Origin of the sequence: Anaerotignum neopropionicum, assembly GCF_001571775.1 — a bacterium.
Lineage (GTDB): Bacteria > Bacillota > Clostridia > Lachnospirales > Anaerotignaceae > Chakrabartyella > Chakrabartyella neopropionicum.
In genome coordinates, this window is record NZ_LRVM01000002.1 from 233,821 (window position 1) to 247,681 (window position 13,861).

Below are 13,861 nucleotides of genomic sequence, written 5' to 3' on the forward strand. Positions count from 1 at the left end.
TATATGGTGAGATGCAAGACTTGCCCCCACAAGTGAAGAACTTCTTGTGGGGCATAGTGTTGTATTTCATAAGAAACAAAAAAGATTTGGAGGTTATAAATATGAATTGCATTGATTTTGAAGCTATGAAAAAAGTAGATGTAAGAACTGTTGACCGTTCTACGCTTAAAGATATTAACGATGTTGTTGTGGACACAGCACTTCCCAAGGAAGAACGACTGCGCAGCTTTATTGAGCAAATTGGTAACCCTTATTGCTACAAATGTGGTGATTTGGTAGTAAAGGTATCCTTTGCCGAAAACACATCGACAACTTTAGAGGATAGATTGGAGCATTATCTTGCAACGATGTAATTTTTCAAATGCAATGGAATCATGTTGACTTTATCGCTTTAAAGTGATATCTTTAAAAGCAAATAAGCAAACCTTTGAAAATCCATTGTGAATGTTTTTGGGGAATTACATTTACTCAGTACATTTTCTTTTTGAAAATGTTGATTGCCATGCAATCAACCCGATCTTTTCGGGTACATAATGGAGGTTTCAAAATGGAAAAATTAAATAGAGATACAAAATATCGTGCAAGTATCTATCTCCGTCTTTCAAAAGAAGATGGGGATAAAACAGAAAGCGACAGTATCGGCAATCAAAGAGATTTGATTTATCATTTTCTAAAGGATAAGTCGGAAATTCAGGTTGTTTCAGAACGCATTGATGATGGCTATAGCGGTGTCAACTTTGACAGACCTGCTGTTAAGAAAATGATTGAAGATGCTGAAAATGGTGTTATTAACTGCATAGTGGTAAAGGATTTATCACGCTTTGGTCGTAACTTTGTGGAAGTAGGAAAATATATAGACCAAGTGTTTCCAGCTTTGGGTATCAGAGTGATATCTATCAATGAAAACTTTGATAGTATCAACGGTCGAAGCCAAAGTGATAATATTTTACTGCCTTTTCTCAGTTTGATAAACGATGCTTACTTGCGTGATATTTCCATAAAGGTTCGGAGCCAGTTGGAAATCAAACGCAAAAAGGGCGATTTCATTGGCTCTTTTGCTGTTTATGGGTATTTTAAGCACCCCGAAGATAGACATAAACTTGTGATAGATGACTATGCCGCTGATATTGTCCGTGATATTTTCAAATGGAAAATCGAGGGTCAAAGTCAGCAGAGAATAGCTGACAAGCTGAATGAACTGGATGTTCTGTCCCCTATGGAATATAAAAAATTCTGTGGTATGGAATATCAAACAAGTTTTCAAATCAATGCAAAAGCAAAATGGTCGGCTGTGGCTATTGGGCGCATACTGAAAAATGAATTTTATGTAGGCACACTGGTGCAGGGCAAACGCACCACCCCCAATCATAAGGTGAAAAAGACGGTAACAAAGCCAAGTGATGAATGGATAAGGATTGAAAATAATCATGAACCTATTATCACAAACGAGGAATTTGTCATAGTTAATGAACTCTTAAATCGTGATACAAGGGTTGCTCCAAACAAAACCGAGGTGTATACCTTTTCGGGACTTCTCTACTGTGCTGATTGTGGCAATCAGCTTATTCGCAGCAGTGTGTGCAAGAATGGAAAAACCTATTTTTACTATATGTGTGGCAAAAATAGGACTACCAAGAAATGTACAAGCCATCGTATCAGTGATACAGCCATTACCGATGGAGTTTTGGTTGCGTTAAGACAACACATTGCAAACATTGTAGAGATGGAAAGAATATTAAAATATATTGATACTCTGCCTTACAAAAGCGTTAATGTAAAGAAATTGAATGTTCAAATTATCAGCAAGGAAGATGAGGTAACACGATATGAGCATTTAAAAACAGCTCTATTTGAAAATCTTTCTGATGGTATCCTGGATAAAAACGAGTATCTTCGTTTGAAATCGGTTTATGATGAAAAGCAACAATCCGCAGAATGTGCGATTACAAATTTAAAGCAAGAAATTGATAAACTGGTGCTAAATCGTACTCAGGAAACTTTATGGATAGAGAAATTTAAGCTCTACCAAAATATCGACGCTATTGACCGAAAAATAGCCGTCAACCTCATTGATAAAATAACGGTGTATGACGATAAAAGGCTTGAGATTAGCTTTAAATATCAGTATAACTTTGACCTTGCTCTTTCTTTCATTCAAAGTATGGAAAAAGAACTATCGCCTCGAAATAAAGTGAAGGAGGCGGTATAGTATGGCACGAGCAAGTAGAAAAAACAAGGCTCAGGAGATTTTGGAACCAATAGAACACATTTATAATACAGCAATTTATATCCGTCTTTCTATAGAGGATAGTGGTACAAACAGCAGTGAAACTATTGAAACACAACAATATATGGTGGAGCAGTTTGTCAATGCTCAAAAGGATATGAAACTGTACTCCATTTACAAAGATAATGGTTTCACAGGTACAAACTTTCAAAGACCAGCCTTTGAGCAGATGATGGACGATGTGAGAGATCGAAAGATAGATTGTATCGTAGTGAAGGATTTATCCCGTTTTGGCAGAAACTACATTGAAACAGGCTATTATCTTGAAAAGATATTTCCGTTTTTAAATGTTCGTTTTGTAGCAATTACAGATAATTACGATACTCTGAAAAATAGTAGCAGCGATGATATGGTAGCTTCCCTGAAAAATATCGTTAATAGCTTGGTTGCAAAGGATATATCTCATAAGTCGGCTACTGTTCTTCATCAAAAACAGCAAAAGGGGGAATATATCGGTGCCTTTGCTCCCTATGGTTATATGAAAAATTCCGATCAGAAAAACCATTTAATAATCGACCCTGTAACAGCGCCTATCGTAAAAGAAATTTTCAAGTGGAAACTTGAGGGCATGGGTTATATTTTAATTGCAAGAAAACTAAATGAAATGGGTATTCCCTCGCCATCGGTGTATAACTTCCAAAGTGGACGATATAAGCAAAAAACAGTGCCAACAGGTAGGGCGACAATGTGGCAGGGACAAATGATAAAGCGTATTATAAATAATTTTACTTATACAGGAAATGTGACACAGGGGAAAACTGTGGAATCCCTTTGCAACGGGTTATCTCTTACCAAGAAAGATAAAAAACAGTATGTAGTGGTATATGGTACACACGAGGCGATCATTGACGAAGCAACTTTTCGCAACTTAGAAAAGATGTCTGAAAGCGTAGCTAAACAAAATAATTATAGAAGGAAATACCCATTTAAGGAAAATATCTTTAAAGGAAAAGTAATCTGTGCTGATTGTGGAGAAAAAATGATACGCTACAAAGATGTCTCTAGAATTGGAACAGCAAGATACACTTTTCATTGTAATCAATATGAACATAACTTGAAATTATCTAAGTGCAGTAAAAAATGTTTGGGTGAGCCGGAGCTTATCAATGCCATTCTTTTAAGTTTGAGAGTACAAGTAGAATTAACTTTTTCATTGGAAGAGAAACTAAAAAAACTGAAAAGTACAAAAGAATACAAAGCAAAGCAGAAAAAAATCAAAACCGATTTAGTAAATACCGAAAAGCTGATTACTAAGAACTTGCTGTTATGCTCTGCTCTTTTTGAAAATTATACCGACGGGACTATAAACCTGGTAGAGTACAACCGTTTGAAATCCGATTATTTAAAACAGGCTGAGGAACTGGAAGAAGCCAAAAACAGCTTGCTAAAAGCACAAGCGTTAGATGAAAAAATATTATCCCCTCAAAATGAGTGGATCAAGGCTTTTAGGAGACAAAAAGATACTACAGTATTAAGTGGTGAGTTTATTGAATTGATGATTGACAAAATTATTGTCAGTGGCTATAACGATGTAGAAATCATATGGAAATTTTCTGATGAATTGGCGGTCCTCACTAATTTTGTGGGAGGTGCTGCATAATGAAAACCATTGCGTTATACCTCAGATTATCCAACGAGGATATAAATGAGGGGGAAAGCGACAGCATCTCTAATCAAAGGGATTTACTTAGAAACTACATATCCTCAAAAAAAGACCTGCAAGACTATGAGATTTTGGAATTTATTGATGATGGATATGGCGGGGCAACTTTTGACCGCCCTGCTCTTAATAAACTGCTTAGGCTGACTGGTAAAACCATTGATATCGTAATAGTCAAGGATTTTTCACGATTTGGCAGAAACCTTATTGAAGTTGGAAATTATATTGACCAAGTATTCCCTTTTTTAGGTGTAAGGTTTATTGCTGTTAATGAAGATTACGACAGCAATAATTATAAAGGTAGTACCGCATGCATTGATGTAGGGCTAAAGGCTTTGATTTATGAAATGTATAGTCGAGATATTTCCCAGAAAATACGTGCAGTGCAGAAATCTAAGTTTCAAAAAGGAGAATATCTTTGCACTTTGCCGTTGTATGGTTATATGCGGTGTTCAAATGTAAAAAATAAGCTGATACAAAATCCAGAGACAGCACCTGTTGTAAAACGAATATTCGAGCTTGCTTGTGAGGGTAAAACAGCAACGCAAATAGCTGTGATTTTTAATACTGAAGGTGTGCCTTCTCCTTATATGTATCATAGAGCAAAAGGTACGGATAAAAAGAGAGGGTGGAAATTAAGCAGTGAAAATACAATTTGGACGAATGCCATTGTTCATCGTTACCTTAGTGATGAGCGATACACGGGTAAACAAATAAGCCGCAAACGAACAAAGATTGATATTAACACAAAGAAAACAAAGCAAATTCCCAGAAGTGAATGGATAATCTGTGAAGATGCTCATGAACCAATTGTTTCAAGGGATGTATGGAAGCAAGCACAGTTGGTCATGAAACCATATAGGTCTAAGCCATATGCAATCGCAGACTATAACCTGTTTAAAGGATTATTAAAATGTGAGTATTGTGGGCGAACGCTTACTTTTTTCAAAAACATAAAAGAACCTTGTTATCGTTGCCCAACAAGAAGGTTTGTTACTTTTTGTGAGTGTAAAGATGTTCGTATTAATGAACAACAGCTAAAGGATTTTGTTCTGTCTGAAATTCAAAGGCAAATAAGGGTGTTCGTATTTGAGGAGATTAAGAATGGTAAGCCCGATAATAACAGGTTTCAAGTTGAAGTAGAACGCTTAGAAAAGCAGTTGAAACAGCTTGATTGTAAAAAGACCTTACTTTTTGAGAATTTGGCAGATGGTAAGTTGATAAAAGAAGATTTTAAGGAAAAGACAGCAGAGCTATGTGAAAAGAAGATTGCACTGGAAAAAGAGAAAATGGAGCTATTACAAAAGCTGAATTCAATTTATGCAAGCGAGGATAACGTACCTAAAGAATGGGGTAAGTATGCTGGCATACAGGAACTAAGCCAACAACTTGTTGCAGAGTTAATTCAAAGAATAAAGGTTTTTCCAGATAATAGTCTTGAAATTGTTTGGAACTTTAAAGACTGTATTAAAGATTAAGTTATTTTTTTATGTATGTCTTGACACAAGCTAATGAGAAATACATCGGTGATGCACTTTTGCAAAAGACCACTACAGTTGATTTTCTTACAAAGAAAAGGGTCAAGAATGAAGGTCATCTCCCGCAGTATTATGTTGAAAATAACCATGATGCTATTATTCCAAAAGAACTTTTTTTACAAGCACAGGAAGAGCTTCATCGCCGGAATAACATTTACACAGGTGAAGACAAGAACAAAAGGATTTACAGCAGTAAATACGCTTTGAGCTCCATAACCTTTTGTGGCGATTGTGGTGATATTTACAGACGAGTTTACTGGAACATTCACGGTAGAAAAGAAATTGTTTGGCGATGCGTAACAAGAATCGAGCAAGGCCCCGAAGTTTGTAAGAGCCGAACAGTAAAGGAAGGCGATTTATATGATGCTGTTATGACCGCCATTAATAGATTACTTGCTGGCGGTGACAACATGATAAAAACACTGGAAGAAAACATTCATGCAGTAATCGGTGACGCTACAGATTATCAAATTTCAGAGATTAACACCTTGCTTGAAGAAAAGCAGAAAGAGTTAATTAGCCTTGCGAATAAAGGGAAAGACTATGAACCTCTTGCAGATGAGATTGATAACTTGCGTGAAAAACGGCAGAACCTTCTTGTGGAGGATGCATCCTTAAGTGGAGAGAATGAGAGGATCAACGAGCTGATAGAATTTATCCGCAACAATAAATACCGTACCCAAAGATATGATGATGCACTTGTAAGAAAGTTAATACAGAATGTTACTGTTTACAATGACCACTTTGTAATATGCTTTAAATCTGGCATTGAAGTTGAAGTATGAAAAAAGGAACTTAGATGGCCCATGACTCTAACGTAGAGTTGTGGGTTTTTCTTTTGGTTTATAATTGTAGCAATATTGAAAAAACTATTGTTATTATCAACCAAATGGTTTATAATATATTTTAGTGTAAATTGGAGGTGCTGTATGACTACGGCAGATATGATTAAGCAACTATGTGAACAAATGAATATTAGCGTCGCGGAACTTGCTAGACGTATTGGTCAGACTCCACAGAATTTCAATAAGAAATTAAAACGTGAAACTGTAACCTTGGATGAGTTGAAGGCTATAGCCGATGTATTGGATATTAAGTTTGAGCAGGCGTTTATTTTGCCTGATGGCAATGAAATAAAGACAGGCAATGAGTAAAGGAGGCGGTCTAATATGATGATCAGTCCAGAAAGTTATTACGAAGAGTATCTTAAAGGAAAAACTAAAGAACAGATAATGACCGCTATCCGGGGACTTAAGCAAGAAATAGGTCGTCTAAAAAACTCAATGGAAAACCCGCATGGTGGCATTAAAACTGTTATGCATCCAAGTGAAGATACTCGCCTACACTGGAATCGTGAATATTTAGAGAAAGCCAAAGAAGCCTATGCTGAAGCTGGTGGAACGTATACCTTATCAAAGGCAGAAGAAAAGGCAGCTGACTTTGATGCAAATATAGATGCCATCAGTAAGATAACCTTTAGCATTGGAGGTTACTTTGGTGGCTATAGTAATTATGTTGTAGAACTAACTGATGAATTGAAAGCCTATACAAAGTTATGGGAAGATGAAGAACCTCTCTCATTATGGGATGAAGATAACCAGGAGCCGTGTACAAAGGATACTTTTATAGTTGCACTTAAAGATCTTCATATCGGTGAGTGGCGTAGACGATACTCAACAAAGCGTTTCGGATACATGGTACTTGATGGTACACAGTGGGAGCTGGAATTTGAATATAGCAATGGCCATAAATCGGTAAGCTTTGATGGTGATAACTCATACCCCTATAACTTCGATAAATTTCAGATGTTATTTGGTATCGATGTTACTGAGGAGGACGAGGATGAGGATGAGTAGATTTGATTGGGTAAGGGAGGAGCAACCTTGGAGATAAACAATATGAAAGCTTTATCTTATGAAGAGTTACGATCATTATATAAAAAATTCTTACATAGCCTGAACCTTTCCAAATCAACAGTCAGCACTTCTTACTCTGATTCCTTCTATCTTTGGAAAAAAGGGAGTAAAGAGCTGTTCTGGAATGTAGTGACATCTACTGATTTTGAGAGTGATGCAAAGGAAGAGTTATTAAAAGCTCTTTCTAATAACTCGACCGGTAACGTTGTTTCACTTGTTAATAGCTACTTATCTCATTTAAGAAGGTTTCGTTTATTTTTGTCATCAGATGGGAAATTAGTTCCAGTTGAGAATAGAAAACAAATCACAGAAAAGCCAAAACATAAGAGTAGAGAAATAATAATCAACAAAATGTATGTTGGAGGCTATTTGTCTGAGGGCGATAATATAGGTCATGAAATAATTAACTTATATAAGGCTGATGATGGAAAGAACTATATTTATCTGAATTCACAAGGAACAATAGAATTATCTCATGGAGAAAGTTGTATAACCGTTTTGTTGGTACGGAAATTTGCCTCGAAAACATATAAAATACTAGCGAAGGCAGAGGGTGTTAAAATTCTTGATTTTGCCGACAGTAAACTTACGCGAAAAGAGAGATATCAAGGGCAAGTTGAATTAGGGCTGACCTATGGTGGAGTAAGCCTTGTTGATTTATTTAATGAAAATTCATATCAAGGTAGCCTTGAAGAAGAAAAAAATGCTTATACTACGTTTGTTGCGGATAGGGTTATTAAGCCAAAAAATCAGATTTATATTACAGACGATGAATCTGTAAGTGGAGATAACACTTTTTTCATTCGTACAAATAAAGGATTTGGCAAACAAACATTAAGAGAGTTCTACAACGAAAATGAAAAGCCGGATTCCTTTGCTGATTTGAATCAGATAATTGAGGCCAAAGAGCTATGGGAAGATACTAATACGACCCAAGCAATTTCTGAATTGCCAAAGCTACAAAAAGATCCACATTTCAATTTCCTTAAAATAATTAAGCAGGAAGACAATGAACTCGCTTTTTCCAATATGCTTGCTTACTTTTTCAATATAAATAGAGAAGCTTTTTCTAAGTTTGCGCATGAAGTTTTATCTATCAAGATACAAACAGATTTCAACATAGAGAGAGAAAAGAGAAATATTGACCTGCTAATCTCTGACAAAAACAATGCCATTGTAATAGAAAATAAAATCAAATCAAGCATCAATGGTATTGATGACCGACACGATATTTACAGTGATAAGGTACAATCACAGCTTAAAAAATACTATCAACAAGTCACAACTGATGATGAGTATCGCAAGAAATCTGTGAGTTGCTTTATTTTTTCACCTAATTACAATCGCATTGAATTAAGCAAGTTTTCGTGCGGTGAAAAGTATACTGTCATTTATTACAGAGAAATTTATAATTTCTTTATTGAAAACAGGAGCCTGTTTGATGATGTGACTTATTTTGAAGATTTCATTAATGCAATGCATAAGCACACAAAGGACTACGATAATGATTTAGAAGAAGAAATGCAAAGAAGATTTCTAAATACTATTTACAAAGCAAAAAAGGAGTAAAGAGACCGTCGTCTGTGGAGATATATTATTTTCAAAGATGTCATCAGATGGAAAATGATATTACAGCAAATAAAATATTGGTATTGCCTTGGATTTGTTCATGCTCATCGGATAAGTTCCTTTGCTTTATTAAGTCCGAGAGCTTTTCGGATGCTTTTAAATCAGAGATTTTTTCATCTGTATGGCTAATATCGAACAGGAAAGCTTTAAAAGAGTTGTTGAGACAAAATGCGGATTAGGAAAAAGTTTCTCGAATAATATTGAATTATAGAAAGGGATCGTTATGGAGTATATAATAAAAGAATTTTTGCTTTTTTTAACATACAGCTTTATTGGCTGGGTATGTGAGGTAATATATTGTTCGTTTCCGGATAAAAAGTTTGTGAACAGAGGGTTTTTAATAGGCCCGTATTGTCCTATTTATGGCTTTGGAGCACTTGCAGTCATAAATATTTTGACACCTTTTTCAGATAATCCTATAATAGTTTATTTTCTTGCAGTGATTGTAACTAGTCTTTTGGAATATGTTACGGGATATTTATTAGAACGAATATACCATTTAAAATGGTGGGATTATTCAAATTATAAGTTGAATATTCATGGAAGAGTCGTATTACATAATTCGTTGATTTTTGGAGGATTATCATTAATCGCAATATATTTTCTAAATCCTATTTTACTTAATATGATTAACAAGTTGCCATTAAGCATGCGTTACACATCAAGTTTAATATTACTATCCATATTCTTGACTGATAATATAATATCTACTCTAAATGCTTTAAAATTGAATACCAACCTATCGAAGCTTCATATGATTGCGGATGAAATCAAAGAGACGATGTCAGAGGAATTTTTTATAAAATTAAAATCAATACAATCTGACGAAGAACTGTCTCAGATTAGGGTATTAACAAATAAAATCGATGAGCTTAACCAAAAATTTAATGATATATCAAAACAAAATAAAGAGTTTGTGAAAAGAGTATTTGCTGCTTTCCCCAATATAACGTCAAAATTACATAAAGAAACACTAATTAATTTAAAAGCAGTAAATAAAATGAACACAAACAAGAAAAATAAAAAAAGCAATTGATAGTATAAAAAATAAAGCACATGGGTGAATAACCCGATGTGCTTTATTTTGCCTTATTCAACATCAATTGTAATGCTGTTGTTTGGCTTTTCTTCTTTAGGAACTACAACTTTAAGTAAACCATTTTCCAGTTTTGCTTTAATACCATCTGGCTTGGCATCTTCCAAATAAATTGAACGACTCATAGAACTATAACGTCTCTCTCTGTGGATGAAATTCTTTTTCTTTGATTCACTGTTTTCATCCCTAGTAATAGAAATCATAAGTTTTCCATCGTTAAGTTCAACATTGATGTCTTTTTTATCTATACCTGGCACTTCAGCCTCAATTAGGTATTCATTGCCATTATCTTCGACATCAACTTTGAAAGTGTCATGTGTGAGGGTTCTTCTAAAAGGCCAGTCATTGGAAAAAAAGTCATCAAGTACGTTGTAGAAGTCCTCAAAGCCAGTGTTTGTAGAGATTTCTTTGTTCTTTTTGTTAAAAGGTACTAATCCAGCCATAAATAACAACTCCTTTTCAATTTATTTTTTGTTAGCACTCTCGATTGTTGAGTGCTAATTATTATATAACACAGAATGTTCCACTTGTCAATATATTTTTGAGAATTTTTTTATTTAAATTTGACTTTGATATTTTTCCATAAACGAGAGTCAATCTTGGATATGTTTCCATTTACGAGCGTGGATATGTTCCTAAGTTCGAGAGTAGGTAAAAATAGAACTAAAACGCCGTTTTGACAGCTATCAAGACCTCTCAAAACACGTTGAGACGATAGCGTTGATTACAAGGGCGGACAAGTAAGGGGTCTAAAAAGGCTTAAAATATAGGGTTTCCGAGAGTTGGGAGTATTTTCCTGACTCTCTGTTTTTTTGTTTTTGAGAGAAGGGAAAAGACAATTTGTAAATGTAAGCCGTAGGGTTGAGTGGACAGATTAGCTTTTGATAGGTTGATGAGACAGCATTGTTGAAAATAGGCAAGTTAACAATTATGTAAAAATTAGGATTTATATATTTACTCAAAAAGTGAAAATAAAGATAAGCAAAAGGATACTATGTTAGCAAAAAAAGTAGTTCTTTTGTAAAAGTTGATTTTTAGAGAAACTAAAATAAATAATGTAGATTAATCTTGAAACATAACGGGGCATAGTGAGATAGAACTGGGAAAATTACTAAAATTATAAGCAATAACATATTGAAAAAATTTTATTTATGTTGTTTTAACAACATAAATGTTGTGAATTACATGATATTATTGTGTCAACAAATAAAAATAACATTTTAACGAGTGATTCTGAAAAGGAGATGTTCTTATGAAGTATTTTGTGAACGACAGTTGTATCGGGTGTGGGTTATGCGCAATGGCTTGTCCAGAGGTTTTTGAAATGACGGATGCAGGGATTGCAATTGCTTCCAAAAAAGAAGTTCCCACAGATGTGCTGGATGCAGCCGCACAGGCCCAAAGTGGCTGTCCTGTGAATGCCATCGAAAACGATGACTGAGGAGGTTCTTGAGTGAATTATATCAAAAACATAGAACATGAAGCAGCCTTGTTTTTAAAAGACGAAGTTTCTGTTCAAGCTGGGCAAATTGTAAGTAAAACGCTGACACAAAATCACCATATCAGCATTACTCTTTTTGCATTCTCGAAAGGTGAGGAAATCAGCTCTCATGATTCTAGCGGTGATGCAATGGTTTTGGTATTGGAAGGAACAGGTCAGTTCACTGTGGATGGCTCTGAATACGTTTTGAGTGCAGGGGAGACCTTGATTATGCCTGCAAAGAAACCTCATGCGGTATTTGCCAAAGAAGCCTTCAAAATGATGCTTACCGTTGTTTTTCCACCAGTGAGCTGATAGAAAACAAATGATAAAAACGATAAAAATTAAAATCATATGAAGATAAAGGAGTAATAACCATGGAAAATAAAATGTTTTGTTATCAATGTGAGGAAACTGCAGGATGTACTGGATGCACTCAGATGGGTGTTTGTGGCAAAAAGCCCGATGTTGCTGCAATGCAGGATCTATTAATATATGTAACTAAGGGTCTGTCAGCTGTTACTACGGCCCTTCGCGTCCAGGGTGGGGAGGTTTCCTCCGCAATAAATCATTTGATTTCATTAAATCTTTTCATAACGATTACCAACGCCAACTTTGATAAAGAAGCTATCACAGCCCGTATCCGTGCAACACTGGATGCAAAGCGTGAACTGCTTGCCCAAGTAAGAAACGGCCAAATGTTGCCTGAGGCGGCACATTGGGATGGAGATGAAGCTACATTTGAGGCAAAGGCGGCTATGGTAGGTGTGCTTTCTACAGAAAATGAAGATATTCGCTCTTTGCGTGAACTGATTACTTATGGTTTAAAAGGACTTTCTGCCTACTCCAAGCATGCCAACGTTTTGCTGGAAGAAGATACTGAAGTTGATGCCTTTCTCCAGCGTGCTTTGTCTGCCACTCTGGATGATAAGCTTTCCGCAGACGATTTGGTGGCGCTGACACTGGAAACTGGAAAGTATGGTGTTTCCGGTATGGCTCTGCTGGACAAGGCCAATACACAAGCCTATGGCAATCCCGAGATTACCAAGGTAAGCATTGGCGTGGGTTCTCGCCCAGGTATTTTGATTTCCGGGCATGACCTGAGAGATTTGGAAATGCTGCTTCAGCAGACCCAAGGAACCGGTGTGGACGTATATACTCACTCGGAGATGCTTCCTGCTCACTACTATCCTGCATTTAAGAAGTATTCCAATTTTGTGGGTAACTACGGGAATGCTTGGTGGAAGCAGAAAGAAGAATTTGAGTCCTTCAATGGCCCAATCCTTATGACTACCAATTGTATCGTTCCTCCTAAGGATAGCTATAAAGACCGTTTGTATACCACTGGTGCGGCAGGCTTCCCTGGTTGCAAGCATATTTCTGGTGTAGTTGGAGAAGAAAAGGATTTTTCGGAAATCATTGAACAAGCAAAACGTTGTGCAGCACCAACGGAAATTGAAACTGGAGAAATCATTGGTGGTTTTGCCCACAATCAGGTTCTGGCACTTGCCGATCAGGTGGTTGGGGCTGTGAAATCCGGTGCTATCAAAAAGTTTGTGGTTATGGCAGGTTGTGATGGTCGTTCTAAGAGCCGTAATTATTATACTGACTTTGCTAAGGCGCTGCCCAAAGATGCGGTTATCCTCACTGCTGGTTGTGCCAAGTATAAGTACAATAAGCTTGATTTAGGGGACATCGGTGGCATTCCTCGCGTATTGGATGCAGGACAGTGCAATGACTCCTACTCCTTGGCCGTGATTGCCCTGAAGCTGAAAGAGGTTTTTGGATTGGAGGACATTAACGATTTGCCAATTGTTTATAACATTGCTTGGTATGAGCAAAAAGCCGTGATTGTACTTCTGGCCTTGCTGCATCTGGGTGTGAAAAACATTCATTTAGGGCCAACACTCCCTGCTTTCCTAAGCCCCAATGTTGCAAAGGTACTGGTGGAGAATTTCGGAATTGCTGGTATTGGAACCGTTGAGGACGACTTAAAGCTGTTTTTTGATGAAGCTGACGTAACTGACGCTGTTACGGGGGATATGATAATGGGTGAAATTTTGCGCAAATACCCTGAAACTGCTCCCGCACTGATGGAGTGTGGAATGCATTGCTTAGGTTGCCCTTCGTCCCAAATGGAGACTTTGGCAGATGCATGTATGGTTCATGGTTTAAATGTGAATGATGTGCTAAAAGCTGTAAATGATAAGGTAAATAGATAAAAAAATCATGGTCATGGGATAATTTATTGTCCC

The 13,861-nt window shown here is 36.3% G+C and carries 13 protein-coding genes; 12 read left to right on the forward strand and 1 reads right to left on the reverse strand.

The features are described 5' to 3' along the window. Window positions 1-101: 101 nt before the first annotated feature. The 9 genes from CLNEO_RS04780 (at window position 102) to CLNEO_RS04820 (ending at window position 10,066) form a co-directional block, all read left to right on the forward strand. Window positions 102-353: a DUF6870 family protein gene (locus tag CLNEO_RS04780; protein ID WP_066085203.1), complete on the forward strand. Its 252-nt coding sequence runs from the start codon at window positions 102-104 to the stop codon at window positions 351-353. A 194-nt stretch (window positions 354-547) separates the two neighbouring features. Next, window positions 548-2,209: a recombinase family protein gene (locus CLNEO_RS04785; RefSeq protein WP_066085208.1), complete on the forward strand. Its 1,662-nt coding sequence runs from the start codon at window positions 548-550 to the stop codon at window positions 2,207-2,209. Between the two features lies 1 nt (window position 2,210). Further along, window positions 2,211-3,887: a recombinase family protein gene (locus CLNEO_RS04790; RefSeq protein ID WP_066085212.1), complete on the forward strand. Its 1,677-nt coding sequence runs from the start codon at window positions 2,211-2,213 to the stop codon at window positions 3,885-3,887. Then, the gene (locus CLNEO_RS04795; protein WP_066085214.1) at window positions 3,887-5,425 is read left to right on the forward strand and encodes a recombinase family protein; all 1,539 of its coding nucleotides are present in this window, start codon (window positions 3,887-3,889) and stop codon (window positions 5,423-5,425) included. The genes CLNEO_RS04790 and CLNEO_RS04795 overlap by 1 nt, the downstream gene beginning before the upstream one ends. Before the next feature lie 11 nt (window positions 5,426-5,436). Continuing rightward, the gene (locus tag CLNEO_RS04800; RefSeq protein ID WP_083531849.1) at window positions 5,437-6,270 is read left to right on the forward strand and encodes a recombinase zinc beta ribbon domain-containing protein; all 834 of its coding nucleotides are present in this window, start codon (window positions 5,437-5,439) and stop codon (window positions 6,268-6,270) included. A gap of 144 nt (window positions 6,271-6,414) precedes the next feature. Next, a complete protein-coding gene (locus CLNEO_RS04805; protein ID WP_066085379.1) occupies window positions 6,415-6,639 on the forward strand; it encodes a helix-turn-helix domain-containing protein in 225 nt (74 codons plus the stop codon). A gap of 15 nt (window positions 6,640-6,654) precedes the next feature. Beyond that, window positions 6,655-7,341: a hypothetical protein gene (locus CLNEO_RS04810; RefSeq protein ID WP_014315040.1), complete on the forward strand. Its 687-nt coding sequence runs from the start codon at window positions 6,655-6,657 to the stop codon at window positions 7,339-7,341. A gap of 27 nt (window positions 7,342-7,368) precedes the next feature. Beyond that, window positions 7,369-8,970, forward strand: coding sequence for a PD-(D/E)XK nuclease family protein (locus CLNEO_RS04815; RefSeq protein WP_164493066.1), 1,602 nt, complete (start codon window positions 7,369-7,371; stop codon window positions 8,968-8,970). A gap of 283 nt (window positions 8,971-9,253) precedes the next feature. Continuing rightward, the gene (locus CLNEO_RS04820) at window positions 9,254-10,066 is read left to right on the forward strand and encodes a putative ABC transporter permease (RefSeq protein ID WP_014315038.1); all 813 of its coding nucleotides are present in this window, start codon (window positions 9,254-9,256) and stop codon (window positions 10,064-10,066) included. Window positions 10,067-10,119: 53 nt separating this feature from the next. On the opposite strand, the gene CLNEO_RS04825 is transcribed toward CLNEO_RS04820, so the two are convergent. Continuing rightward, window positions 10,120-10,569, reverse strand: a complete 450-nt coding sequence (locus CLNEO_RS04825; protein WP_014315037.1) for an Hsp20/alpha crystallin family protein — start codon at window positions 10,567-10,569, stop codon at window positions 10,120-10,122. A gap of 809 nt (window positions 10,570-11,378) precedes the next feature. Here CLNEO_RS04825 and CLNEO_RS04830 point away from each other — a divergent pair. The 3 genes from CLNEO_RS04830 to hcp all read left to right on the forward strand — a co-directional run bounded on the left by CLNEO_RS04830 (window position 11,379) and on the right by hcp (window position 13,828). Continuing rightward, a complete protein-coding gene (locus CLNEO_RS04830) occupies window positions 11,379-11,567 on the forward strand; it encodes a ferredoxin (protein ID WP_066050538.1) in 189 nt (62 codons plus the stop codon). 12 nt (window positions 11,568-11,579) lie between these two features. Next, complete coding sequence (locus CLNEO_RS04835) at window positions 11,580-11,921, forward strand: cupin domain-containing protein (protein WP_066050536.1); 342 nt, start codon at window positions 11,580-11,582, stop codon at window positions 11,919-11,921. A gap of 62 nt (window positions 11,922-11,983) precedes the next feature. Next, complete coding sequence (hcp, locus tag CLNEO_RS04840) at window positions 11,984-13,828, forward strand: hydroxylamine reductase (protein WP_066085382.1); 1,845 nt, start codon at window positions 11,984-11,986, stop codon at window positions 13,826-13,828. The last annotated feature ends 33 nt before the right edge of the window (window positions 13,829-13,861 follow it).